24 protein-coding genes are annotated in these 22,974 nt (G+C 48.0%); 15 read left to right on the forward strand and 9 right to left on the reverse strand.

From position 1 onward, the window contains the following. Position 1 precedes the first annotated feature (1 nt). Together pepQ and U0358_RS00385 are read left to right on the forward strand one after the other, a co-directional pair. Positions 2-1,360 carry a Xaa-Pro dipeptidase gene (gene pepQ, locus U0358_RS00380; RefSeq protein WP_322406620.1) on the forward strand — a complete coding sequence of 453 codons (1,359 nt, stop codon included), beginning with the start codon at positions 2-4 and terminating at the stop codon, positions 1,358-1,360. Next, positions 1,353-1,970: a YigZ family protein gene (locus tag U0358_RS00385; RefSeq protein ID WP_317498358.1), complete on the forward strand. Its 618-nt coding sequence runs from the start codon at positions 1,353-1,355 to the stop codon at positions 1,968-1,970. The genes pepQ and U0358_RS00385 overlap by 8 nt, the downstream gene beginning before the upstream one ends. Here the strand turns inward: U0358_RS00385 and trkA are convergent. The 4 genes from trkA to def are packed head-to-tail and all read right to left on the reverse strand — an operon-like array spanning position 1,967 to position 6,139. Next, positions 1,967-3,343 (reverse strand): Trk system potassium transporter TrkA, encoded by a 1,377-nt coding sequence (gene trkA / locus U0358_RS00390; protein ID WP_011233279.1) that lies wholly within the window; start codon positions 3,341-3,343, stop codon positions 1,967-1,969. The two genes, U0358_RS00385 and trkA, sit on opposite strands and share 4 nt — an antisense overlap. Further along, positions 3,340-4,668, reverse strand: coding sequence for a 16S rRNA (cytosine(967)-C(5))-methyltransferase RsmB (rsmB, locus tag U0358_RS00395; protein ID WP_322406621.1), 1,329 nt, complete (start codon positions 4,666-4,668; stop codon positions 3,340-3,342). The genes trkA and rsmB overlap by 4 nt, the downstream gene beginning before the upstream one ends. Continuing rightward, a complete protein-coding gene (gene fmt, locus U0358_RS00400; RefSeq protein ID WP_322406622.1) occupies positions 4,665-5,615 on the reverse strand; it encodes a methionyl-tRNA formyltransferase in 951 nt (316 codons plus the stop codon). The genes rsmB and fmt overlap by 4 nt, the downstream gene beginning before the upstream one ends. Beyond that, complete coding sequence (gene def, locus U0358_RS00405; RefSeq protein WP_322406623.1) at positions 5,615-6,139, reverse strand: peptide deformylase; 525 nt, start codon at positions 6,137-6,139, stop codon at positions 5,615-5,617. Before def ends, fmt begins: the two co-directional genes overlap by 1 nt. Positions 6,140-6,201: 62 nt before the next feature. Between def and dprA the strand changes: the two genes are divergently transcribed. The 7 genes from dprA (at position 6,202) to polA (ending at position 13,724) form a co-directional block, all read left to right on the forward strand. Then, positions 6,202-7,239, forward strand: a complete 1,038-nt coding sequence (dprA, locus tag U0358_RS00410; protein WP_322406624.1) for a DNA-processing protein DprA — start codon at positions 6,202-6,204, stop codon at positions 7,237-7,239. Between the two features lie 3 nt (positions 7,240-7,242). Further along, positions 7,243-7,716 (forward strand): DUF494 family protein, encoded by a 474-nt coding sequence (locus tag U0358_RS00415; RefSeq protein ID WP_011233284.1) that lies wholly within the window; start codon positions 7,243-7,245, stop codon positions 7,714-7,716. After that, positions 7,716-8,228 (forward strand): DNA topoisomerase family protein, encoded by a 513-nt coding sequence (locus U0358_RS00420; RefSeq protein ID WP_322406625.1) that lies wholly within the window; start codon positions 7,716-7,718, stop codon positions 8,226-8,228. The genes U0358_RS00415 and U0358_RS00420 overlap by 1 nt, the downstream gene beginning before the upstream one ends. Before the next feature lie 27 nt (positions 8,229-8,255). Next, the gene (locus tag U0358_RS00425; protein ID WP_317498352.1) at positions 8,256-8,816 is read left to right on the forward strand and encodes an L-threonylcarbamoyladenylate synthase type 1 TsaC; all 561 of its coding nucleotides are present in this window, start codon (positions 8,256-8,258) and stop codon (positions 8,814-8,816) included. Beyond that, positions 8,809-9,723 carry an oxygen-dependent coproporphyrinogen oxidase gene (gene hemF / locus U0358_RS00430; protein ID WP_322406627.1) on the forward strand — a complete coding sequence of 305 codons (915 nt, stop codon included), beginning with the start codon at positions 8,809-8,811 and terminating at the stop codon, positions 9,721-9,723. Before U0358_RS00425 ends, hemF begins: the two co-directional genes overlap by 8 nt. Further along, positions 9,720-10,559: a shikimate dehydrogenase gene (gene aroE / locus U0358_RS00435; RefSeq protein WP_322406628.1), complete on the forward strand. Its 840-nt coding sequence runs from the start codon at positions 9,720-9,722 to the stop codon at positions 10,557-10,559. Before hemF ends, aroE begins: the two co-directional genes overlap by 4 nt. Positions 10,560-10,958: 399 nt before the next feature. Next, on the forward strand, positions 10,959-13,724 hold the full coding sequence (polA, locus tag U0358_RS00440; protein WP_322406629.1) for a DNA polymerase I: 2,766 nt from the start codon (positions 10,959-10,961) through the stop codon (positions 13,722-13,724). Between the two features lie 127 nt (positions 13,725-13,851). On the opposite strand, the gene U0358_RS00445 is transcribed toward polA, so the two are convergent. Then, positions 13,852-14,763, reverse strand: coding sequence for a DMT family transporter (locus U0358_RS00445; RefSeq protein WP_317498348.1), 912 nt, complete (start codon positions 14,761-14,763; stop codon positions 13,852-13,854). Continuing rightward, the gene (yihA, locus tag U0358_RS00450) at positions 14,750-15,370 is read right to left on the reverse strand and encodes a ribosome biogenesis GTP-binding protein YihA/YsxC (protein WP_011233291.1); all 621 of its coding nucleotides are present in this window, start codon (positions 15,368-15,370) and stop codon (positions 14,750-14,752) included. The genes U0358_RS00445 and yihA overlap by 14 nt, the downstream gene beginning before the upstream one ends. A gap of 195 nt (positions 15,371-15,565) precedes the next feature. On the opposite strand from yihA, the gene U0358_RS00455 reads away from it, so the two are divergent. From U0358_RS00455 to cysE, 4 genes are all read left to right on the forward strand, one after another. Then, entirely contained in the window at positions 15,566-16,192 is a 627-nt protein-coding gene (locus tag U0358_RS00455; protein ID WP_317498347.1) for a c-type cytochrome, read from the forward strand. Between the two features lie 608 nt (positions 16,193-16,800). Beyond that, positions 16,801-17,214: a GTPase-activating protein gene (locus tag U0358_RS00460; RefSeq protein ID WP_317498346.1), complete on the forward strand. Its 414-nt coding sequence runs from the start codon at positions 16,801-16,803 to the stop codon at positions 17,212-17,214. After that, positions 17,214-17,672, forward strand: coding sequence for a DUF2489 domain-containing protein (locus U0358_RS00465; RefSeq protein ID WP_317498345.1), 459 nt, complete (start codon positions 17,214-17,216; stop codon positions 17,670-17,672). The genes U0358_RS00460 and U0358_RS00465 overlap by 1 nt, the downstream gene beginning before the upstream one ends. Positions 17,673-17,681: 9 nt before the next feature. After that, on the forward strand, positions 17,682-18,509 hold the full coding sequence (gene cysE / locus U0358_RS00470; RefSeq protein ID WP_317498344.1) for a serine O-acetyltransferase: 828 nt from the start codon (positions 17,682-17,684) through the stop codon (positions 18,507-18,509). Here cysE and U0358_RS00475 read toward each other — a convergent pair. The 3 genes from U0358_RS00475 to U0358_RS00485 all read right to left on the reverse strand — a co-directional run bounded on the left by U0358_RS00475 (position 18,506) and on the right by U0358_RS00485 (position 21,181). Then, positions 18,506-20,077, reverse strand: coding sequence for a methyl-accepting chemotaxis protein (locus U0358_RS00475; RefSeq protein WP_322406630.1), 1,572 nt, complete (start codon positions 20,075-20,077; stop codon positions 18,506-18,508). The two genes, cysE and U0358_RS00475, sit on opposite strands and share 4 nt — an antisense overlap. A 168-nt stretch (positions 20,078-20,245) precedes the next feature. Beyond that, positions 20,246-20,452, reverse strand: a complete 207-nt coding sequence (locus U0358_RS00480) for a cold-shock protein (RefSeq protein WP_011233297.1) — start codon at positions 20,450-20,452, stop codon at positions 20,246-20,248. Between the two features lie 183 nt (positions 20,453-20,635). Next, positions 20,636-21,181, reverse strand: a complete 546-nt coding sequence (locus U0358_RS00485) for a hydrolase (RefSeq protein WP_322406631.1) — start codon at positions 21,179-21,181, stop codon at positions 20,636-20,638. A 199-nt stretch (positions 21,182-21,380) separates the two neighbouring features. Between U0358_RS00485 and purE the strand changes: the two genes are divergently transcribed. Together purE and U0358_RS00495 are read left to right on the forward strand one after the other, a co-directional pair. Further along, positions 21,381-21,872: a 5-(carboxyamino)imidazole ribonucleotide mutase gene (gene purE, locus U0358_RS00490; RefSeq protein WP_011233299.1), complete on the forward strand. Its 492-nt coding sequence runs from the start codon at positions 21,381-21,383 to the stop codon at positions 21,870-21,872. Beyond that, a complete protein-coding gene (locus U0358_RS00495; RefSeq protein ID WP_322406633.1) occupies positions 21,869-22,957 on the forward strand; it encodes an ATP-grasp domain-containing protein in 1,089 nt (362 codons plus the stop codon). The genes purE and U0358_RS00495 overlap by 4 nt, the downstream gene beginning before the upstream one ends. Positions 22,958-22,974 lie beyond the last annotated feature (17 nt).

Below are 22,974 nucleotides of genomic sequence, written 5' to 3' on the forward strand. Positions count from 1 at the left end.
TATGACTGCAATAGCAGATTTGTGGCCGTTGTTTCCTGACCATATAAAACAGCTTCAGACTCGTGCTGAACGACTTTTTAAACGAGAAAATTTAGATTTAGTTGCTATTCATTCGGGCCAGCAAAAGCGCTGGTTTTTGGATGATATGAATTATCCCTTTCGTGCTAATCCTCATTTTAAAGCCTGGTGCCCGGAAACCCAGTTGCCTAATGCCTGGATTATCTTGAAGCCGAACACTCGACCGACACTAGTTTTATTAAGTTCTCCGGACTTTTGGCATACGACGGCAAGCCTCGAGGGTGCTCCTTGGTTAGAAGAGTTCCACGTGGAACACATCAGTTCGCCAGAGGCCATTGAAAAACTGCTTCCTTACGGAAAGAAAAACGCGGCTTACCTTGGTGAACATATTGAGGTTGCCAAGGCTCTGGGTTTTGAGAATATAAACCCAGATCCTGTGCTTCACTTTTTTCATTATCATCGCTTGTTTAAAACCGACTACGAAATTGCCTGTTTAACCCAGGCAAACCACCTTGCGGCTGAAGGCCATGTTGCGGCCGCTGACGCGTTTTTTAACGGTGAGTCGGAGTTTGATTGTCTGCTGAAATACATGGCGGCTACTCGGCAAGGGCAGAACGAAGTGCCTTATAATCACATTATTGGACAAAATGAAAATGCCAGTGTTTTGCATCACTGGATGCCCGACAAGAAAGTTTCAGGCTCGCTCAAGTCGATGCTGGTTGATGCGGGCGCTGAGGTTTGCGGTTATGCTGCCGATGTTAGCCGTACCTGGTCTAAACAACACAATGAATACGAAGAGCTGATAGCTGCACTTGATCAAATTACATTGGCTTTAATTGATAAAATGAAGCCGGGCGTTGAATTCCCTGCGCTGCACCAGTTGGCTCATGAACAAATTGCTAATGTACTGTTTGCTTTTGGTTTTGTCAGTTGCAGTCCAGAACAAATGATTGAAGACGGTATAACCACGGTATTTCTTCCGCATGGCTTAGGGCACCCCTTGGGCCTGCAGGTACACGACGTTGGTGCCGCGCAGGCTGATGAAAGGGGCACTCCAATAGCACCACCAAGTGGTCACCTTACGTTAAAAACCACTCGTACCGTAGAGCCTCGACAGGTTTATACCATTGAACCTGGAATCTACTTTATTGAGCCTTTGCTGCAGAAGCTGGCAAATTCGCGCAATAAGCATTTAATTAACTGGCGCCGAGTGGATGAATTTAAACCCTTTGGTGGCGTGCGAGTTGAGGATAATATTGTGGTTTACCGGGAGCGAAATGATAACCTTACACGCCAAACTGCTTTAGATGAGTACGTGAAAAAGGTTACCCGTCTTGCATGATCAGGATTACGACATTCCGGCTTCGGAAACGGAAGTCGAAATAGAAGTTAAAGGCAGCCGCTTTATTGCGTGCCTGGCACATACAGCAAACGCCGATAGCGCCGCTGAGTTTCTGGCGGTCGTAAGAAAGCGCTGGCCCAAAGCTTCTCACTACTGTTCTGCGTCGCTTTTTTCCGCGCCTAATAACAGTCAAAGTATGGCTTACAGCGACGACGGCGAACCTTCCGGAACGGCAGGGCGACCTATGCTTATGGCGCTACAAAATAGTGGTGTAGGTGAGGTTACCGCTATAGTTGTGAGATATTTCGGTGGAGTGAAGCTGGGAACGGGCGGACTTCAGCGGGCCTATACCGACGCGACAGTTGCTGCACTGAATGAGCTTGAAAGAGAGCAGCGGGTTTTTAAACAACGCTTTCAGTTAAACTTTGCTTATACCGATCAGGGCGATGTTGAACCACTTTTGCTTGAGGCCAATGCTGAAATGGAATCTTCGGAGTATGAAGAGAGTGTGCGGCTTAAGGTGTTGCTACGCCCCGTGAATGTTGGGGCGTTGCAGAAGAAGCTACAAGCTGCCACCCGTGGCCGGGTGCAGTTGAAAGAACTGGACTAAAAGAACATCGCACTTGGCTGGAAGACTTTTTCAACCTGATCAATGTACTTTTTATCCAGCAAGAAAAGAATAACGTGGTCGTCGGAGTGAATAATGGTTTCACTGTGCGCCATAAGCACTTCTTGTCCTCGGACAACCGCACCAATGGTGGTTCCCGGCGGAAGCTTGATATCTTTAATGGCTTTACCCACCACTCGGGAGGTGTCTTCATCACCATGTGCAATTGCCTCAATAGCTTCGGCCGCACCTTTTCGCAGTGAGTAAACGTTAACAATATCGCCACGGCGTACGTGAGTTAGTAGAGCTGACACTGTGGCGCGTTGCGGTGAAATGGCAATATCAATTTCGCCTCCCTGCACCAAGTCAACGTAGGCGCTACGCTGAATGAGCACCATGGTTTTACGGGCGCCCATGCGTTTAGCCAGCATGGCTGACATAATATTCGCTTCGTCGTCGTTGGTAACCGCAATAAATACGTCGATGTCTTCAACGTGCTCTTCTTCCAGCAATTTTTGATCGGACGCGTCACCGCGGAAAATTAAGGTATGCTCAAGGCTTTGAGAAAGTTCTTCCGCGCGGGTTTCTGAGCGCTCTATCAGCTTAACCCGGTGATCAACTTCCAGTTGTTTCGCCAGACCGGCACCAATGTTCCCGCCACCAACAATCATTATTCTGCGGTACTTATCTTCCAGCTTTTGCAGTTCCTGCATTACGGTGCTGATGTGGCGAGTATCTGCAATGAAGAAGACTTCATCATCGGCTTCGATGATTGTGGTTCCGGTAGGGCGTATAGGCTTACCCTGACGATAAATAGCCGCAACCCGGGTGTCGATATTGGGAATATGCTCCCGCAGTGTTGAGATAGCATGACCAACCAGCTTTCCGCCGTAGTAGGCCTTTACCGCCACCAGACTGGCTCGTCCGTTGGCAAACTCCATAACTTGCAGAGCGCCGGGGTAGTCAATCAGCCGGCGAATATAGCTGGTTACCAGTTGTTCCGGTGAAATGATGTGGTCAACCGGTGCATCCTGATTATGAAAAAGCTGATCTTTATAGCGGATATATTCTTCAGAGCGAATTCTGGCTATTTTCTTTGGTGTATTAAATATCGAGTAAGCAACCTGACAGGCAATCATATTGGTTTCGTCGCTGCTGGTTACTGCAATAAGTAAGTCGGCATCGTCGGCACCCGCGCGACGTAAAACATCAGGATGGGCTCCGTTACCAACGACGACCCGCAGATCATACTTATCCTGCAAATCGTCTAGTAAATCGTTATTGGTATCAACTATGGTGATATCGTTGCGTTCGCCAACCAGGTTTTCTGCTAATGTGCCACCAACCTGGCCAACACCGAGTATGATAATTTTCATTCGACTTTTTTCAATCTCGCGTAAAAGAAACCATCCCCGTTATGTTCACCCGGGAGCAGTTGCAGAGTTTTCTGCTTTTCATCAATAGGTATCAGACTAGCACTCGATTGCTGTTTTAGAAAAGACTCAATTTGAGTTTGGTTTTCCTGGTTTAGAATAGAGCAGGTTGCGTAAAGCAGTTCCCCGCCGTTTTTAAGTAAAGGCCAAAGCGAATTGAGTATCTGGTTTTGCAATTGTGCGAGCTCATTAATGTCCTCAGCGCGACGCAGCCATTTAATATCAGGGTGGCGGCGTATTACGCCTGTTGCAGAACATGGGGCATCCAAAAGTATGCGGTCAAACTGCTCGCCGTCCCACCAGTCGTCGGTTACAGAAACATCGGCGCAATGAACTACGGCACTTAAACCGGCGCGCTCCAGGTTTTCGTCCACTCGGTCAAGACGTTTAGCATCGATATCAATGGCCTGAACCGGTTGTTCAAAGTCGTTTCGCTCAAGCAGGTGCAATAGCTTGCCTCCTGGAGCAGCGCAACAATCGAGTACGCGGTGGGAAGCCTTTACGTTCAGGTAATCAGCAGCCAGCTGTGCCGAACGGTCCTGCACCGATGCGTGTCCGCGGTCAAAGCCCGGAAGCCTTTCAACCGGAACAGGTGAATGCAGCCGAATAGCATCGCTGGCGAGGGTGTCGCCTTCGGCAGCAATACCACTGTCTTCCAGTTGTCTCAAATAGTCATCGCGATTGAAAAAACGACGGTTCACGCGCAACCACATGGGCGGGTGAGCGTTGTTTTCTAAAAGAATGTCGCTGGCTTTTTGCGGGTGGTCTGCCTGAATTGCGTCAAACAACCAGCGCGGATGATTTTCCATCGCGTCAACAGGCAGCTCGCGCTGCTGTGACTCATCTGCAGTTGGCGCTTCGCGAAGCAATTGACGGAGTATACCGTTTACCAGGCCTTTGTGATTACGTTTGCCCAGAATACGCGCCGCTTCTACTGTGGCGCTGACGGCAGCGTGATCTTTAATGCGCAGACAATAAAGCTGATAGGCACCTACCAGTAGTAAGTAGTGCAATACTTTAAGCTTACCTTTAAGTGGCTTATCCAGTTTAGCCCCAACCAGCTTGTTAAGGTTGGGCAGAACCCTTAAAACACCGTAGCTAATTGCACTGGCAAGACGTTTGTCTGCGTCAGAGAGGTTACCGGTGGCGTGGGGTAAAGCTGCGGAAAGCGACTCACCTTTCTCTAATACATGAAAGAGGGCGGTTGCAGCGGCGGCCCGGCTAGTTGCTCCCTGACCGCTGTTTTCTGGCTTTTTCTGCTGGCTCATTGTAATTCCAGTCCCGGGCTAAAGACATTACTATAACCGTTTACTAGGGTACTGGCTGGCTGAACCTTTTTGCCTGGCATCTGCGCTTGAGTGATACGTAAGATACCGTCCCCCGTCACCACGTCGATGCCTTCGTGTGTGCTGTTAATAATCGTTCCCGGACCTTTATTGCTGGCACCCTGAATAAGTTCAGCTGCGTGAATTTTTAGTGTGTTCTGTCCGGCTTTTAAATTTTCTGACTGGCACCAGCTCATTGGCCAGGGGTTAAACGCTCGTACGCAGCGTTCGATAAAGGCCGCCGGTTGTGTCCAGTCTATTTTACCTTCCTGCTTGGTCAGCTTTTTCGCATAAGTGGCATTGGCGTCACTTTGCGGCTTAGCCTGGCTCTGATAGCCGTCGAGGTCTTCTAAAACTTTAATTAATGCCTTAGGCCCCAGGCTTTCAAGCTTGTGATAAAGCGAAGCCGAGGTTTCGTCCGGACTGATAGCGCAGCGCTCTTCGTGCAGCACCGGACCGGTATCCAGGCCGGCTTCCATTTGCATAATGCAGACACCGGATTCTAAATCGCCAGCCCATATCGCGCGTTGAATTGGAGCGGCACCTCGCCAGCGGGGCAACAAAGAACCGTGTACGTTCAGGCATCCTTTTGCGGGAATATCCAATACCGCCTGCGGAAGCAGTAAGCCATAAGCCACCACAACCATAACGTCAGGTTTTAGCTCGGCTAGTGCAGCCTGATCCTCATCCGACTTTAAAGACTCGGGCTGATAAACAGGAAGCTGGTGCTCAAGAGCTAGCTTTTTAACTGCACTGGGTTGTGGCTTTTTACCTCGTCCTGCAGGCCTGTCGGGCTGCGTATAAACACCCACTACCTGATGAGATTCATCAAGTAGTTGCTGTAAGTGTTGTGCTGCAAAGTCCGGAGTACCGGCAAAGACAATTCGCATTATTGTGCTTCCGCCGCTTGCTTCTCGGCTAAACGTTGCTCTTTCTCAAGCTTTTTGCGAATGCGCTCGCGTTTTAGTGGCGACAAATAGTCGACGAAGAGTTTACCGTCTAAGTGATCCATTTCATGCTGAATACAAATAGCCAGTAGCCCTTCAGCCGAACGGCTGAAACGCTCACCGTTTTTATCCAGTGCAGTCACTGTAATTTTCTCAGCGCGTTCAACTTTTGCGTAAACGCCGGGAAACGACAGACAGCCTTCATCGTTCTTAAAGTGGCCTTCCGCTTCGGTAATTTCCGGGTTAATGAACACCAGCGGTTCGTTTTGATCTTCGCTGCAATCAGAAACAAACAGCCGTCTGTGCACGTCAACCTGGGTTGCCGCAAGGCCTACGCCTTGTTCTTCGTACATGGTTTCAAACATATCGTCGATAACCGAGCGGATATTGTCATCTACCTTTTCAATCTTCTGTGCGACTTTGCGCAAACGTTCGTCCGGATATTGCAGAACCGTCATTTTTGCCATTAGAACCTCCAATTCTTCATCTACCCTTAGTTTACCTTAAATTGGTAGGTCAAGGACAGTCTGTGAACACACAGGAATTATGTGTATTAATGGGGATGACACGCGCATCAAACAAGGTACAGAAAGCTGCTCGGGAATGTGAGAACTGGGAAGCCATTTTTGAGCGATGGGGACAATCGCTAAAACCGGTAGAGCCGCGTTGGTTAAACGCCGCTGAAAGCTGGTGTCGTAGTGACTATCAGGGCGTTATTTCTTACTTTAGTGAAGATTACCCAACTGCGTTAAAAGCCATAGCTAATCCGCCTTGGTTACTTTATTACCGGGGCCGTAAAGAGCTGCTGCAGGGTGTTAGTGTGGCTATTGTTGGCAGCCGCAAAGCCACTCACAGTGGGTTACAAATTGCTGACTGGTTTAGCGAGCGCTTAGTGGCGGCGGGTGTTGTGGTGGTTAGCGGTCTGGCTATGGGCATTGACGCTCAGGCACATAAAACCGCAGCCGATAAAGGAAAAACCATAGCGGTTTTAGGTACCGGTATCGATCAGTATTACCCTAGAAGAAATAAAGCCTTACAGGATTTTATTGCGCATCAGGGGCTGCTGATTTCTGAATTTCCGCCGGGGCAAACCGCGCGAGTCGATCATTTCCCCCGCCGTAACCGTATTATTAGTGGTATCAGTCAGGCTGTGGTAGTGGTTGAAGCAGCACGCAAAAGTGGTTCGCTTTCAACGGCAATACACGCGTTGAACGAAGGGCGTGAAGTTGGAGCGGTGCCGGGGTCTGTGTTGTTGCCGGAGCATCAGGGCTGCCACTGGTTAATTCAACAGGGCGCTAAGTTAATTAATACGCCGCAGGACATTCTCGACTGGTTCTCGGTTGACGATACTGAGGTTGCCATAGAAGGTGATACAGAATGTCGCGATGAAAGCTTGGCAAACAATCGATTGTTCGCTAGTCTGAGTTCAGAGCCACGAACAATTGATGACATGGTACAATTGTCCGGACTCGAGGTTGCTGAAGTCATGGAGAAAGTAGTGTTACTCGAATTAGAAGGGCTAGTGGCAGCCGTACCAGGCGGTTATATAAAAGTGGGGAGGCGCTAAAGTATGTTTGATATCCTCATGTACTTGTTTGAAAACTACATTCATTCGGAAATGGAAGTTGTAGTTGATCACGATGAGTTAACCAATGAACTTACCCGGGCTGGTTTCCGTCACCAGGAAATCCAGAAGGCTTTGGCGTGGCTAGAACGCCTGGCCGATTTACAGCAAATGGAAACCAAATCTTATCTGGATGTTGCTCCCCAGCAGTCAACCCGTATTTATACTGCGGCAGAGATGACTCGTTTGGACAGCCAGAGTCGGGGTTTTCTGATGTACCTGGAAAATCTGGGTGTGCTTGATTTTGCTACGCGCGAAGTGGTCATTGACCGTGTGATGGAACTGGAAACGCCGAACTTTACTCTGGATGACCTGAAATGGGTTGTACTTATGGTGTTGTTTAATGTTCCGGGCCAGGAAGCCGCGTACGACCAAATGGAAGGTTTGCTGTTTGAGGAAGCTGAAGGACCCCTGCATTAATGTCATCAGATGAGCGCTGTCCCTGTTGTGAGCGACCACTGGTTATTAAACATGTTGGGCATAACAGCTTTTTAGGCTGTACTGGTTACCCTGACTGCGATTATAAGCGAGGTCTTCGGGAGCAATCTGAAATTGAGCCTGAAGATCTTGGCGTCCCCTGTCCTGAGTGTGGCAAAGAACTGCAGTTAAAGAGCGGTCGTTATGGCTTATTTGTTGGCTGCAGCGATTTTCCTGAATGTGAGTTCGTTACTGAACCGAACGTTGAGGAAGAAGAGACAATTCGCTGCCCTGAATGCGGCAAAGGCCAGCTACACCAAAAAACATCGCGGCGCGGTACCGTATTCTATGCTTGCGACCAGTACCCGAAATGTCAGTTTACCGTGAATCAGCCTCCGGTCGATGAAGCCTGTCCGAAATGCCAGTACCCGCTGCTGGTGAAAAAGAAAACCGCCGCTGGAATTCGCAAAGTCTGCCCGCAAAAGCAATGCGACTATAAGTCGGACGCGTTATAATTCGACTCATTGAGTTGAGGAGTGATTATGGCAGACACATGGGAAGCAGCGCACCGCGCTATAAAAACGGGCATTATTGCCTATCCGACAGAGGCGGTATTCGGACTGGGATGCGATCCTCGCAATGAGGTTGCTGTGCAGAGGCTATTAAGCCTGAAACAGCGGCCCGTTGAGAAAGGTCTTATATTAATTGCCGCCGATTACAGTCAGTTACTTCCCTATATTGAGGACTCCGCTATTGCGCAGGACAAACGTTTCAGCGTTTTGTCACATTGGCCTGGGCCAGTTACATTAATTCTGCCGGTAAGAAAGGGCGTATCAACCTTATTGACGGGCGGTCGCGATACCATCGCTGTGCGAGTAACTGCGCATGAACCTGCCAGAGCGCTGTGCCGCGAACTGGGCCATGCTTTAGTCTCTACCAGCGCCAATTTAACTGGCCAGGAACCCGCCCGAACCGCGGCAGAGGTTCGTCAGCAATTTGGTGACAGCGTGGACTGGATAATGGATGAAAACACCGGTGGAGCCGCAAACCCTACTCGTATTATAAACCCACTAAATAATCAGGTTCTCAGAGACGATGCATAATGATTACTTGAAGCAGGTAAAAAGTTACCTCATGTCGTTGCAGGATGCTATTTGCCAACAGTTGGCGCAGGCGGATGGTGAGCAGAGCTTTCAGGAAGACAGCTGGGACCGGCCGGGAGGCGGCGGTGGTCGCTCGAGGATCATAAAAAACGGTTCGGTTTTTGAACAGGGCGGTGTGGGCTTTTCGCACGTTTACGGTGAGAAAATGCCTGCCTCGGCAACGGCACATCGACCGGAGCTGGAAGGGCGCGACTTTAATGCTTGTGGCGTTTCTCTGGTAATGCACCCGGAAAACCCTATGGTGCCGACGGTCCATATGAATGTGCGTTTTTTTATTGCGCAAAAAGAAGGTGAAGAACCGGTCTGGTGGTTTGGTGGCGGCTTCGATTTAACGCCGTTTTACCCTTTTGACGAAGACATTATTGAGTGGCATCAACAGGCGAAAAACGCGCTCGATAGCGTCGATGAAAAGCTTTACCCGGAGTACAAAGCCTGGTGCGATGACTACTTTTTCCTTAAGCATCGCGATGAAGCGCGTGGTGTGGGTGGTATATTCTTTGACGACCTTAATGACCGTTCATTTGACGAGTGCTTTTCGGTTATAAAAGCGGTGGGGGATGCTTTCACTAGAGCTTATCTGCCTATTGTCGAGCGCCGCAAAAACTTAGCTTATACTCAGCAACAAAGAGACTTCCAGCTATATCGCCGCGGGCGATACGTGGAGTTTAACCTGGTCTGGGATAGGGGAACTTTGTTTGGCCTGCAAACCGGTGGCAGAACGGAGTCTATTTTAATGTCGATGCCACCGCTGGCGCGTTGGGAATACGACTGGCAGGCTCAGCCCGGTTCTGAGGAAGAGCAACTTACTGAGTATTATTTAAAACCCAGAGACTGGCTGTCAGTATGAAACTAGTGACCAGCCTGGGCGTATTCGGGAATCCTATAGCGCATAGCCTGTCCCCGCGTATTCATGCGTTATTTGCGCAGACTCGGCAGGACTCAATTAACTATCAACGCTATTTATCCACGCCTGCGCATTTTCCCCGCCGGGTTGCTGAATTTTTCCGCCGTGGCGGGCAGGGTGCTAATGTCACCTTGCCATTTAAACAGCAGGCTGCATCGTTGGTTACTAAATTGTCCGATCGTGCGCGGTTAGCGGGCGCAGTAAACACCTTAATTCCCTACGGCAATGGCCAGCTTTTAGGTGATAATACTGACGGCGAAGGTTTAATTATCGACCTTAAGAACAAAGGGTTTAAAGTAAGTGGGCGCTCACTTGTTGTTTTTGGCGCCGGAGGCTCAGCGCGCGGAATACTACCTCTTCTTCTGGAGCAAAAGCCGCGGTGTCTGTATTTGGTTAATCGAACAGCAGAGAAAGCTGAAACGCTTAAATCTCAGCTAGAGGCATTAGGGTTGGTTGCAGCGAACCGAATTCAGGTACGCCCGTCTGCGTCTGAAATTGACGAGCCCATAGATCTGCTGATTAATGCAACCAGCAGCAGCTTGAATGGACAGCGTTTAACGCTCCCCTCGGTACTATCCGAAAATGCCTCTGGCTATGACTTAATGTATGCAGACCAACCAACGGTCTTTATGGAGCAGCTGACGCAGGCCGGCTGTAAAAATGTCAGCGATGGGTTTGGCATGTTGATTGAGCAGGCCGCATCATCTTACCAACTTTGGATGGAAGGCGAACGTCCCGATACTGCATTTGTTATGGCTGAAATGCGAGCCCCTAGTTGATTGATTGAAAAGGGGTTTTCTTTGCTTTTTATAAGTAAAGAAAAATGAGGAACAAAAGGTTATAAAAAAACTGAATTTGTCAGTAGATCATTGCTGATTTTATGGTAATCTGTTTGGCCTGTTTTTGAAGCATTTCCTTCTATTTCAGGACAAGAGCAGAATAGTTTCCACAGTGAAACATAACAATAAAAAGTACTAGGTATTTCGGGAAACCTGCCGTTTTAAATCCCATACTATCAATGAGTTAAGAAAATTCTGGACACGGGGAAATTCAAACTTCCGGCTGTGGCATGAACCGTTGTTAACAGAGTTATTAACAGGTTATACACACTCTGTTCAGTGGTCTGAATTGTCGTTCTGTGGCATCCTATAGGTAACGCTTAATTTAGGTTCTTAACTATGGCCACATCTGTTCCAGAAAATCCTTTTATCCTTGTCGATGGTTCTTCATATTTATTCCGCGCTTTTCATGCGCCGCCGCATTTAACTAACTCTAAAGGTGAACCGACCGGCGCTATTTACGGCGTCGTTAATATGCTGAGAAGCCTGCTAAAGCGCTATAAACCGAGCCATATGGCCGTAGTTTTTGATGCCAAAGGCAAAACATTTCGTAGCGACATTTATCAGGACTACAAAGCAAATCGCCCGCCAATGCCGGACGATCTGCGAAGTCAGATTAAACCTTTGCATGACATTGTCCGGGCTATGGGTTTACCGCTGCTTTGCATTGACGATGTTGAAGCCGATGATGTGATTGGCACGCTGGCGCGACAGGCTGGTGAGAAAGGTCGCTTTACGCTGATTAGTACCGGCGATAAAGATATGGCTCAGCTGGTCAATGAACATGTCATGCTCATTAACACCATGACCGATACTTTAATGGACCCTGAAGGGGTTGAGAAAAAGTTCGGGGTTAAGCCAGACCAAATTATTGATTACTTAGCGCTTATGGGTGACAGCTCAGACAATATTCCTGGGCTGCCCAAAGTGGGCGAGAAAACAGCACAGGCACTGCTGCAAAGTATTTCCAGCATTGACGCTATTTACGAAAATGTGGATGCAGTAACTGAGCTCTCTTTTCGTGGTGCGAAGTCTATGCCGGCTAAGCTTAATGAATATAAAGAACAGCTGCTGATGTCGCGTGAGCTAGCGACCATTAAGCTCGATGTGGCAATGGACTTACAACCGGAAGAGTTGAAAATACAGACGGCAGACAGCGAAAAACTGCAGGAGCTCTACAGTCGTTGTGAATTCCGCCGGTGGCTTGGCGAATTAATGGAAACTGGGGCGGCAACGGATCAGGCGCTGGGGGAAACCGATGGTGAAAAGCCAACCAGCGATATCAACAGAGATGCGTACCGCGTATTGATGACTGAAAAAGAGGTCAGCGATTACATAACGCAACTGAAGAAATGTGATTACTTTGCTTTTGACACCGAGACAACCAGCCTTAATTATATGGAAGCTCAACTGGTTGGTGTGTCGTTAGCCATGGCACCTGGCGAAGCTGTTTATATACCTGTCGGGCATGATTATATGGAAGCGCCGGATCAGGTTGGGCGGGACTGGTTACTGGAGCAGTTAAAGCCTTTACTTGAAGCTGAAAAGCCGCAAAAAGTGGGGCAAAACCTGAAATACGACTCGCATATTCTGCGTCGCTATAAAGTCCGCCTGGCGAGAATTTTAAATGACACCATGCTCGCTTCCTACGTGTTTAACAGTGTTGGTTCGCGGCACGACATGGATACCTTAAGCCTTCATTACCTGAACCACAAAACCATTAGCTTTGAAGACATTGCAGGTAAAGGCGCGAAGCAATTAACGTTTAATCAGATTGCTTTAGAGCAGGCTGGGCCCTATGCGGCTGAAGATGCGGACATTACCTACCGGCTGCATGATGTGCTCTGGAATAAAGTAAAAGAAACCGGCAGCGAGCTGCAAAGTGTTCTTACCGACATCGAAGTGCCCTTAGTGCCTGTCTTGTGCGATATGGAGCAATACGGTGTGCGTATTGACGCAAACTTGCTGGGTAAGCAAAGCCAGGAAATTGCGGAAAAGCTCGATGCTTTAGAGAAAAAGGCTTTTGAAATTGCCGGCGAGGAGTTCAACCTGGGCTCACCGAAACAACTGCAACGCATATTCTTTGAAAAGCTTGAGTTGCCAATTGTGAAGAAAACGCCAAAAGGCGCGCCGTCAACGGCTGAGGAAGTTTTGCACGAGCTGGCACATGACTACCCCTTGCCGGATGTGATCCTGCAGCACCGTGGCCTGTCGAAGCTTAAATCAACCTATACCGACAAGTTGCCGAAGATGATTAACCCAGATACGGGACGAGTACACACCTCGTATCAGCAGGCGGTAACCGCAACCGGACGTTTGTCCTCAACAGACCCAAACCTGCAAAATATTCCAATCCGAACCGCTGAAGGGCGCAGAGTGCGTCAGGCCTTTATTCCTGAGCAAGGTTACAAGATTGTCGCTATCGACTACAGCCAGATTGAACTGCGTATTATGGCGCACTTGTCGCAAGACGCATCTTTGCTTAAAGCCTTTGCCGAAGGTTTGGATATTCACCGTGCGACAGCTGGCGAAGTTTTTGGCTGTAAGTCCGATGAAGTTACTAATGACCAGCGGCGTCAGGCAAAAGCGGTGAACTTCGGGCTAATTTACGGCATGTCAGCCTTTGGGCTCGCGCGGCAATTGGGTATTGCCCGTCATGAAGCTCAGCACTATATGGACAAGTATTTTGAACGCTTCCCTGGAGTTTTGCGTTACATGGAAGACACGCGCAAGCAGGCAAAAGAACAAGGCTACGTTAGGACCTTGTTTGGACGTCGTTTGCCCTTGCCGGATATAAAAGCCAGTAATGGTGCCCGTAGAAAAGGGGCAGAACGTGCTGCTATCAATGCACCAATGCAAGGCACTGCAGCCGACATCATTAAGAAAGCTATGCTGCAGGTTGCCGACTGGATTGACCGTAATAACTGTCAGGATGATGTGCGTATGCTAATGCAAGTTCACGATGAACTGGTGTTTGAAATAAAAGAGTCGAAATTAACGGATTATATTGAACAATTAACTGAAGTAATGGAAAAGGCTGCAAGCCTTGATGTGCCTTTAATAGCGGAAGCCGGTAAAGGTAATAACTGGGATGAAGCTCATTAATTTTGAGAATTGTCTGAACTTTTTATAAAGGGTCTAGTCACAACAAGTGAGGGCATTAATCCTCCCTCAAAAAATTGTTCTCCCTGGATTACTTTTCGCCCGGCTTTTTAGCCGGGCTTTTTTCTGCCTATTTTTGCGGTATGCCAGCCAGACCGGAGCGGCCTCTGCGGTTAGCGAACCAAACTCCAACTAAAATGGCAAGCATTCCAAACCCTTGCTGCAACCAAAAGTCTTCGCCATCAAGTATCCCCAATATAAGAGCGACAATGGGAATGAGGTAGGTGACTGAACTGGTAAAAACGGTATTGGTGAGCTGCACAACATGGTTAAAAATAACCAAAGCGCCGGCGGTTCCTGCAATACCCAGAGCCAGAACAGAAAACAGCGACAACATTGCGTCCGGCTGCTGAACCTGAGTCATAAAATCTGTTCCTGCAAACAAGTAGATGGTTGCCGGAACGGCAGCCATAAGCAAAGATATGCCGGTAATGGTTAATGGCGATAAGTCACTGATTTTGTGCTTAATGAGGTTCAGATTAAGGCCATAACAAATTGTTGCGGCCAGGACTAACAAGGCGTACAGATTAACGTCCCAGCTTCCATTCGCCGATGCGGTAACCAGGAGCAAGGTACCAAACAAGCCAATGGCTACGCCAATAACCTGTGCTAAGCGCGCTTTCTGATGGAAGAACAATGCACCAATAACCAGTGTTGCGATAGGGGTTAACGCATTAAGAACTCCGGTAACGCCGCTTGCCAGCTGTGTTTGTGCAATGGCAAACATAAAAGCCGGAATAAGACTGCCTACCAGCCCGACACTGGCAAGCTTTAACCAATGCTTGCGGGTGATTTTATTCAGTCGACGGGCAATGAAAGGCGCAAGCACAAGTCCTGCTGAGCTGATGCGTAGTGCGCCAACCTCCATTGGGCCAAAGGCCAATAAGCCTTTTTTTATCAGTAAAAAAGAGCTCCCCCAAATCAATGCGAGTAGCCCTAATAATAACCAAGCACTAAGCGGTGGTGTGTTATTCGTCGTCATACTCTTTGCTATACCACTGGTTGAGTTTCTCTTCGACTTGCTCCACACCTATACGTTTTAATGAGGAAAAGGCTTCAACCTGAACGTCGCCGTTGAAGGCTATCGCTGCTTGCTTAGCTTTTAAAACAGTTGATTTTCGCGCGCCTTGCTTGAGTTTGTCTGCCTTGGTTAATAAAGCGAGTACCGGCAGGTCACAGTCGACAGCCCAGTAAATGAGTTCCTGATCAGTTTCGCGGAAAGGGTGACGAATATCCATTAATACCACGATGCCTTTTAAACTGTCCCGTTGCTGAAGATACTCGCTTAACGAACGTTGCCATTTCTCTTTGACTGCCAATGGAACCTTAGCGAATCCGTAGCCGGGTAAATCTATCAGTCGCTGACCTGTAGTAAGCTCAAAAACGTTAATTAACTGAGTTCGTCCAGGCGTTTTACTGGTACGGGCCAGCGCTTTTTGACGAGTCAGAGTGTTTAACGCGCTGGATTTTCCTGCGTTAGAACGGCCGGCGAAAGCAACTTCAATGCCCGAGTCCGGCGGCAGTTTGCTGATATCGGGTGCACTGGTCACAAATTTTGCCGATGCGTAATCTAATTGCTGATCTGCCACTATTAAGGTCACTTTTATTAAAAAAACGGAACATCTACGCACATTATGAAGTATCCGGACAGTATCTCCAATGATCATTTAGCAATTGATTCGGTTTTAATCATTTAATCCACACAAGTTTTGTGTAAAATAGCAATCTGCTTAAGGTGATTTATTGGGGCGCGTGGCGCCATCCAGAACAGAAGAGAAGCAAACATGAAAAAATTCGCAATCTTTTTGGGACTTTTCTTCGGTACCGCCGGTATCGCAGTAGCACAAAGCGGAGACGCTGAAGCCGGAAAAGAGAAATCGCAAGTTTGTGCGGCTTGCCATGGACCCAATGGTGAATCTCCGACCGATATGTATCCGCATTTGGCCGGTCAGCACGAAAAATATTTATTCAAGCAGCTGAAAAACTTTAAATTGGCTTCAGAAACCGGTGGCGAAGAAGGTCGTAACAACGCCATTATGATGGGGCAAGTCGCTTCGTTGTCAGAACAAGATATGGCCGATCTTGCTGCGTTTTATGCAGCAAAAGACGAACCGAAAGGTGAGACACCTGAGGACATCGTTGCTAAAGGCGAAGACTTGTTCCGCCGCGGAAACCCAGAAACCAATATGCCTTCATGCGCTGGCTGTCACGGTCCTCGGGGAAACGGTATGGGGTTAGCTGCTTTTCCTGACATTTCAGGCCAGCATGCCGCATACACCAAGTCTCAGCTAGAAATGTTCCGTAGTGGTGAGCGTGCAAACGACCCGAATGGAATGATGCGAGGCGTTACAGAGAAAATGACAGACGAGGAAATTGAGTTGCTGTCTAAGTTCTTGAGTGGCTTGTATTAAATTCGTATTTGCGAATAGAAAAGCGGCCTCGGCCGCTTTTTTTATGAGCATAAGAAATTTTATGAGCGACGTGCTTTTTTTCTTGTTAACAAAAAGTAATAAAAAAGTTGTTTCTTAGATCAATAAAATCATTGAATTAATATTTGGTTCAAGTAGTCTTAACAACGCTCGGGGAGCTTCCATACAGAAAAAAACAAAAAAAAGATGTTAAAAGTCCTTGAGAAAATAATAAAAAGACTGTAAAAATACAGCTGACTCGACACAAAAAAATAACAAGAGGTCGAGAGGTTATCGAAAAGTCAGATATTATCTTATTTCTCGATAATCCAGGGAGTAAAGCCAATAGGCTCGCGGTTGCTCCACTTAATAATAACAATAATAAAAAGCAGACAGGTTACGGAAAACCGCAATAAAAACTCGGAAACAGTGACAACCATTCTCATAGTTGCAGTGCGCTGCCAATGTTATGAGCGAATCAGGCGATGTGAGAGCATCGCCTTTTTTCTTGCCTAAAATCCATTACAAACTTGTAATTCGGTGCTTCCCACTGACGTAATTCATGTTATTGCGTTACAATGAACCATATTAGTTGTTATCCAGGAGCGACCATGACTCGCCGCAAAAAAACACGCAAGGCCGGACCACTGGCACAGCCTAAAACTCCCCGAGATGCACGCGCAACAGATGCGGCATCCAAGGGCAAGAAAAAAGGAAAGGGACAGGCTCCCGGTCAGCGACATTCATCGGCTAAAGTTCTGCAACAAAGCAAAACAAAAGGGGATGAGAAAGATCCCCGGCACGGAAGTCGCCGTAAAATAGCTTTGGTGATGACACCTGAGCAGGAGCTGAAGCAGTTACAGGAAGATACCAAACTGCAGTTACTGGCTGAACGCTTTGAAAACGATGAGTCTCTGACAACAGAAGAGCAAAGCTATCTTGACGAGAAGTCTGAGCGTTACGAGCAGCTGATCGCGAAACTGGGTTATGAACTCGATGAAGAATGGGACGACGAGGAGAGCTAATGTCCAGCGAATTCTATTGGATTATCGCCATTGTAGGCGTATTGATTATTGTAGCTCTGGGTTGGTACGCTTCGACTTTACTGTTGCGCTTGCGTACTCAGACTCAAGTTCGCGAAGCTGCGGTGCAAAAACGCGTTGACCGTATTGATGAGAGCATTATTACCATAGCCAAAGCAATGCAGCAGGAGCAATGTCCGCTGTCTGAAGGATGTCTGAGGATCGTGGTCCTGCTTGATCATCGACCTGAAGCGGTTGATTACGATTACTCAAATGACTACCCTGCGATGCACGATATGTATGAGAAAATAAAGCATATGCCGACGCATGAGTCGCGTAAGAAATTCCCGAAGAAGAAAGTGAAGGAAATGGACGACCAGCGCGAGGGCTATGAAAAGTCGATGCGCGATATTATTCTTGCTGACGTTGATAAGCTATTAAAGCAATTTCCAGCGGCCTGAGGAGGCGGCATGGCGTTTTTTAAAGGTATAAAGGAAGATATAGCTAGCGTTTTTTCAAGAGACCCAGCTGCGCGTAACACCATGGAAGTGTTATTTCACTATCCAGGACTTCATGCCACCTGGTTTCACCGCATAAGCCATAAGCTTTGGGGCTGGAAACTGTATTGGCTTGCCCGCTTTGTGTCTAATATTTCACGCTGGTTTACTGGTATCGAGATCCATCCCGGGGCTAAAATTGGCCGTCGCTTCTTTATCGACCACGGTATGGGGGTGGTTATTGGTGAAACTGCGGAGATTGGCGACGATGTCACTCTTTATCATGGTGTCACTCTGGGTGGTACAAGCTGGAATAAAGGTAAACGACACCCGACGTTAAAAGACGGAGTGGTTATCGGTGCCGGCGCTAAAGTGCTGGGTCCGATTACGGTCGAAAAGTCTGCCCGTATTGGTTCTAACGCTGTCGTTGTCCGTGACGTACCCGAGTTAACAACGGTAGTAGGTATTCCGGCTCGTGTAGCTCAGTCTGGTGTTGATAAAGAAACGACTGAGCGGCGCAAGAAAATGGCTCAGGAATACGGTTTTGATGCTTACGCTATCTCGGCAGATAATCCTGACCCGGTGGCAACGGCAATAGGCCGAATGCTTGATCATGTGCAGGTGCTGGATAACAAAGTGTCAGACCTGTGCCAGGCGGTTAATAAGCTTGGTGGTGATGTCTGCGGAGAGATCCCTGAAGTTGATATGGATGACGTCGAGTTTCTGGAAGAAAGCGAACGCGCCGCTAAACGACGCGCTCACAAAGATGATGCTTCTGTATCAGACGATCAGAACCATTAACTTTTTAAGTTAAAGCGCTCAATCAATGAATACAACTCTTTGCTGGTATTTTGCAGTTCGTTGCTTGAGTGCTGAGTTTGGTCTGCCGTCTTTTGAGTCTCGCTGGCAGTATCGGCAATCTGAGTAATTTGTTCACTGATATGGTCGGCAACACCACTTTGTTCTTCGACAGCAGACGCCATTTGCGCTGACATGTCAGAAATATCCCGAATTGCCACTGAAATCTCACCCAGCGCGCTGTCTGCTAAACGAACTTTTTCCACCCCCTCCGATGCTGCCTGCTCGCCTTGTTTCGATACTTCTACGGCATTACGGGCACGGTCGCGCAGTTGCTGAATAACTTTGTGAATACCTTCGGTAGACTGAGTCGTTCTGGAAGCCAGAGAGCGAACCTCGTCAGCGACCACGGAAAACCCGCGGCCATGTTCACCGGCACGAGCGGCCTCGATTGCGGCGTTCAATGCCAGTAAGTTGGTCTGATCAGCAATAGATGAGATTAAATCCGCAGCCTCGCCGATAGCCCCGGTAGATTGATCAAGCTCTTCCACCGTTTTGGCGATTTCTTTTACTGCGTCATGCAACCTGATAATAACTTCACTGGCTTCTCTTGCCAGCTCGACACTTTCGTTAATGTTGGTTTTGGCTGATTCGGCTTGCTCCGCATTACGTTCTATTGTGTCGGCTACTTCCTGAATGGCGGTGGCCATTTGGTTCATCGCGGTTGCCGTCTGCTGTGTCGCTGCGGTTTGTTTATCGACATGCTGACTGCTCAGCTGCGCCTGATTGTATGTATCTTCGGTCACTTTAAGAAGACCGCCAACCGCATCTTTCATTCGGCTTAAGGCGGTTCGGTTACGCGCGCCTTCGCTAATAAGCTGCATCGCAAGCCTGGCTTCCCGGCCCTGCTTGTTGAAATAAGTCATACCGACCAGCTCAGAGTCGAAAGCGTCAGGGCGTAAAGTTAACAACCCTTGCAACATACGACCAACATAGGCCCCATAAGCAAGTGTTGATACCGCTGTACCTGCTAACGTGATAAGTGCCGCTAAGGGGTTGCCGAGTGAGGCTATAATGGCACTGGCTATGGCACCGGGAACTATCACGGGTATTAAATCTTTACAGCCCAACCATACACGCTTGCCAAATGGAATGGCATGTTTACCGGCGTTCAGTCTGTCGTAGATACCTTGTGCGCGTCTTTTAAGTTCATCTGAGGTGGCAACCCGCACCGATTCGAAACCCACGGGCTTATCGTTTTCCATTATTGGTGTGACATACGCACTGACCCAATAATGGTCGCCACTTTTACAGCGGTTTTTAACTAAGCCCATCCAGGGTTTACCGCGTTTAATGGTTTTCCACATATGCTCGAAAACGCTGGCCGGCATATCGGGGTGACGCAAAAGGTTGTGCGGTGAACCAATTAGTTCGTTGCGTGTATAGCCACTAATATTAACGAAGTCTTCGTTACAGTGTCTGATGACCCCTTTTAGATCGGTTGATGATATCAACCGATAGTGGTCTGGAAAGCGGTTTTCCTTTCCTGTTACCGGACCATTATTTTTCATAAGCGCCTTAAAGTTGTTTGATTAATATCAATATTAGTAAGGTTATCGTGATTTTCTAGAAAAAGTTTAGCGAAGTAGGCATTTAGCCATAAAAAAACGCCGCTAAAAGCGACGTTTTTGAAATTCTTTGTGTAAACGTTCGGCACCCAAGAGGGTACTGAAGGTTCCTTACATAGGAACTACGTTTTCAGCTTGTGGGCCTTTAGGGCCTTGAGCTACGGTGAAAGAAACCTGCTGGCCTTCTGCCAGAGTTTTAAAACCGTCAGACTGAATAGCGCTGAAATGTACGAAAACGTCTGCGCCGTTTTCTTGTTCGATGAAACCGAAGCCTTTAGCTTCGTTAAAGAATTTTACTTTACCAGTAGTAGTAGACATGCTGATATTCCTCGTAGTGCATGTTGAAATCAATGTATTGCTCAAAAAACTTAGGTATTACTTGGACTTACAAAACGAGGTACAGCAAAAAGGACTTCGTAAAAAATCTCAAATCAATAGCCGAAATTTTCTCAGCGGCTTTGAGTATACGCTTAATATAACCCGAGTCAACAATACCTTGCGTTATTTTAACCAGTTACGGCTGATATTGCGGAAAGTATCCGTTCCTGATTTCTCTAACCATTCAAATGCCGCCATTTCAGACGTAATAATTTCAACGCCGGCGTTTCGCATGCGCTCAATGGCGCTGTCCTTATCTGTAGGGCGGCGCGAGCCTACAGTGTCAGCTGGTAAGAAGACCTGATAACCTGAAGCCTGAAGCTCTATTGCTGTTTGCAAGACACAGACGTGCGTTTCCATGCCCATAATAACCACATGCTTTTTATTGTATTCAGAAAGCACGTCGCGAAAGGTGTCGTCACGCACCGCACTAAAATGTGTTTTTTCCACCACACGCGCTGCTTCAATAATATCTTGCAGGCTATCAACGGTGTAGCCCAAGCCTTTCGGGTACTGTTCGGTAATAAGAATAGGTAAATCCAGCTGCATGGCAATTTCACCTAGCCAGCGCATACGCGAAGTAACCACATCGCGTTGGTGGATGGCAGGCAGTAACTTCTCCTGAGCATCAACAATCAGTAGTAAAGAGTCTTTCGCAGAAAGTAGCATGATGTATTCCTGTTAGTACTAAGTGATAACAGATACTAACTCTAGCTGATTAACACTACCATCAGCAAAAAGTCTAAACTGAGTTAATAAATTTGGTTAATAATTATGCGTGAAATTTGCAGTTAAGGCGGTCAATGGCTACAATCCCCGCCTTTCCAAATGCAGATGCACATCCAAACAGTAAACAAAAGGTGACACCATGGCTCCGGTATTGATTCTAATGGGTTCCCAGTCCGATTGGCCGGTAATGCAAAAAGCGGCAGAAATGCTCGAGTCTCTGGGCATTAAATGGCAGGCGAAAGTGGTCTCTGCACATCGTACGCCGGACTTGCTTAAATCCACCATGGAACAAGCGGAACAAGATGGTGTGCCTGTGGTTATCGCCGGTGCCGGTGGTGCTGCTCATTTACCGGGTATGCTGGCGGCTTATACGGCCATTCCGGTGTTTGGTGTGCCGGTTCCTAGCAAGCAGTTAAAAGGTTTAGACAGTTTATTGTCCATTGTGCAAATGCCTAAGGGTGTGGCTGTTGGTACTTTGGCTATTGGCGATGCCGGAGCGGCAAACGCAGGCTTACTGGCCGCACAGGTTATTGGCAGCTTCGACAGTGACGTGCGCAAACGTGTACACGAATTCCGCACAGCGCAAAAAGAAAAAGTGATGGCTAACTCAGATCTGGAGTTACCAAAATGAAAATCCTGATCCTTGGCAACGGCCAGTTAGGACAAATGCTAGGTAAAGCGGTTATCCAGCAGGGGCATGAATGTGTTTTATACAGCGACAGACAAGATCAAGTCATGGCTTTGGGCAGCCAGCAGGCGTTATCGATGACGTTAGCGGAAGCGAATGAATGGGCTGACGTCACTACCTGGGAGCACGAGCATTTAGGTGAAGAGCTGGTGGCTAAAGCTGCCGACAAGTTTCTGTTGCAACCTGAGCGCTTTAATCAGCTGGTTGACCGGCGTTCTCAAAAAGCCCTGTGCGATGAGCTGGATATACCGACATCGGCCTGGGAGGCATACGAAAACGTTGCCGAGTTAAGCGCAATTTTAAACACTTGTGACCATGCCGTTGTGATTAAATCTGCCAAAGGTGGGTACGACGGCAAAGGCCAGTGGCGCTGGCGTCCGGGTGACGACATTGCTGCGGTTGCAGAAGATGCCGGACAACGCCCAGGTATTGTCGAAGATATGATCGACTTTACTGATGAGGTGTCGGTTGTCGGTGCGCGTTCACATAAAGGTGAACAGCGTTGTTTCCCGCTGACGTTGAACGTACATACTCAGGGCATTTTGTCGTATAGCCTGGCGGGTGCAGGGCATTTTTCAAAAGAACTGGAAACCTTAGCCAAAGAACATCATCAGAAACTGACCAATGCGCTGGACTACGTCGGTGTATTAGCCATTGAGTTCTTTGTAGTCGGTGAAGGTGACAACCAACACTTGCTGGTTAACGAAGTGGCGCCGCGGGTTCATAATTCCGGTCACTGGACCATGAGCGGTGCCAACTGCGATCAGTTTAATTTGCATATACGTGCTATTACCGGCTTGCCATTGCCTGACTTACTGATAGCCCCAACGTTAATGGTTAATGTCATTGGTGTTGCCGGTATTCCGGAAGCCTTGTGGGAAGCCGCCGCTGCCGAGTGTCACTGGTACGGAAAAGAAGCACGTCCTGGCCGTAAGGTGGGTCACGTTAATATCATGATCGACTCGTTTGAGCGCGGCGAGAACCTGGCCAGCAGTTGGGCTGAAAAGCTGCAACTGCTGGCTGGCTAAACTTTTTAGAGCTGTAA

Source organism: Idiomarina sp. PL1-037 (assembly GCF_034422975.1).
Lineage (GTDB): Bacteria > Pseudomonadota > Gammaproteobacteria > Enterobacterales > Alteromonadaceae > Idiomarina.

Bases quoted from the DNA above. Each gene is read 5' to 3' on its own strand.
- pepQ (WP_322406620.1), top strand. From the start codon at position 2: ATGACTGCAATAGCAGATTTGTGGCCGTTGTTTCCTGACCATATAAAA.
- trkA (WP_011233279.1), bottom strand. From the start codon at position 3,343: ATGAAAATTATCATACTCGGTGTTGGCCAGGTTGGTGGCACATTAGCA.
- rsmB (WP_322406621.1), bottom strand. From the start codon at position 4,668: ATGAGCCAGCAGAAAAAGCCAGAAAACAGCGGTCAGGGAGCAACTAGC.
- fmt (WP_322406622.1), bottom strand. From the start codon at position 5,615: ATGCGAATTGTCTTTGCCGGTACTCCGGACTTTGCAGCACAACACTTA.
- def (WP_322406623.1), bottom strand. From the start codon at position 6,139: ATGGCAAAAATGACGGTTCTGCAATATCCGGACGAACGTTTGCGCAAA.
- U0358_RS00415 (WP_011233284.1), top strand. From the start codon at position 7,243: ATGTTTGATATCCTCATGTACTTGTTTGAAAACTACATTCATTCGGAA.
- U0358_RS00420 (WP_322406625.1), top strand. From the start codon at position 7,716: ATGTCATCAGATGAGCGCTGTCCCTGTTGTGAGCGACCACTGGTTATT.
- U0358_RS00425 (WP_317498352.1), top strand. From the start codon at position 8,256: ATGGCAGACACATGGGAAGCAGCGCACCGCGCTATAAAAACGGGCATT.
- hemF (WP_322406627.1), top strand. From the start codon at position 8,809: ATGCATAATGATTACTTGAAGCAGGTAAAAAGTTACCTCATGTCGTTG.
- aroE (WP_322406628.1), top strand. From the start codon at position 9,720: ATGAAACTAGTGACCAGCCTGGGCGTATTCGGGAATCCTATAGCGCAT.
- polA (WP_322406629.1), top strand. From the start codon at position 10,959: ATGGCCACATCTGTTCCAGAAAATCCTTTTATCCTTGTCGATGGTTCT.
- U0358_RS00445 (WP_317498348.1), bottom strand. From the start codon at position 14,763: ATGACGACGAATAACACACCACCGCTTAGTGCTTGGTTATTATTAGGG.
- U0358_RS00455 (WP_317498347.1), top strand. From the start codon at position 15,566: ATGAAAAAATTCGCAATCTTTTTGGGACTTTTCTTCGGTACCGCCGGT.
- U0358_RS00460 (WP_317498346.1), top strand. From the start codon at position 16,801: ATGACTCGCCGCAAAAAAACACGCAAGGCCGGACCACTGGCACAGCCT.
- U0358_RS00465 (WP_317498345.1), top strand. From the start codon at position 17,214: ATGTCCAGCGAATTCTATTGGATTATCGCCATTGTAGGCGTATTGATT.
- cysE (WP_317498344.1), top strand. From the start codon at position 17,682: ATGGCGTTTTTTAAAGGTATAAAGGAAGATATAGCTAGCGTTTTTTCA.
- U0358_RS00475 (WP_322406630.1), bottom strand. From the start codon at position 20,077: ATGAAAAATAATGGTCCGGTAACAGGAAAGGAAAACCGCTTTCCAGAC.
- U0358_RS00480 (WP_011233297.1), bottom strand. From the start codon at position 20,452: ATGTCTACTACTACTGGTAAAGTAAAATTCTTTAACGAAGCTAAAGGC.
- U0358_RS00485 (WP_322406631.1), bottom strand. From the start codon at position 21,181: ATGCTACTTTCTGCGAAAGACTCTTTACTACTGATTGTTGATGCTCAG.
- purE (WP_011233299.1), top strand. From the start codon at position 21,381: ATGGCTCCGGTATTGATTCTAATGGGTTCCCAGTCCGATTGGCCGGTA.
- U0358_RS00495 (WP_322406633.1), top strand. From the start codon at position 21,869: ATGAAAATCCTGATCCTTGGCAACGGCCAGTTAGGACAAATGCTAGGT.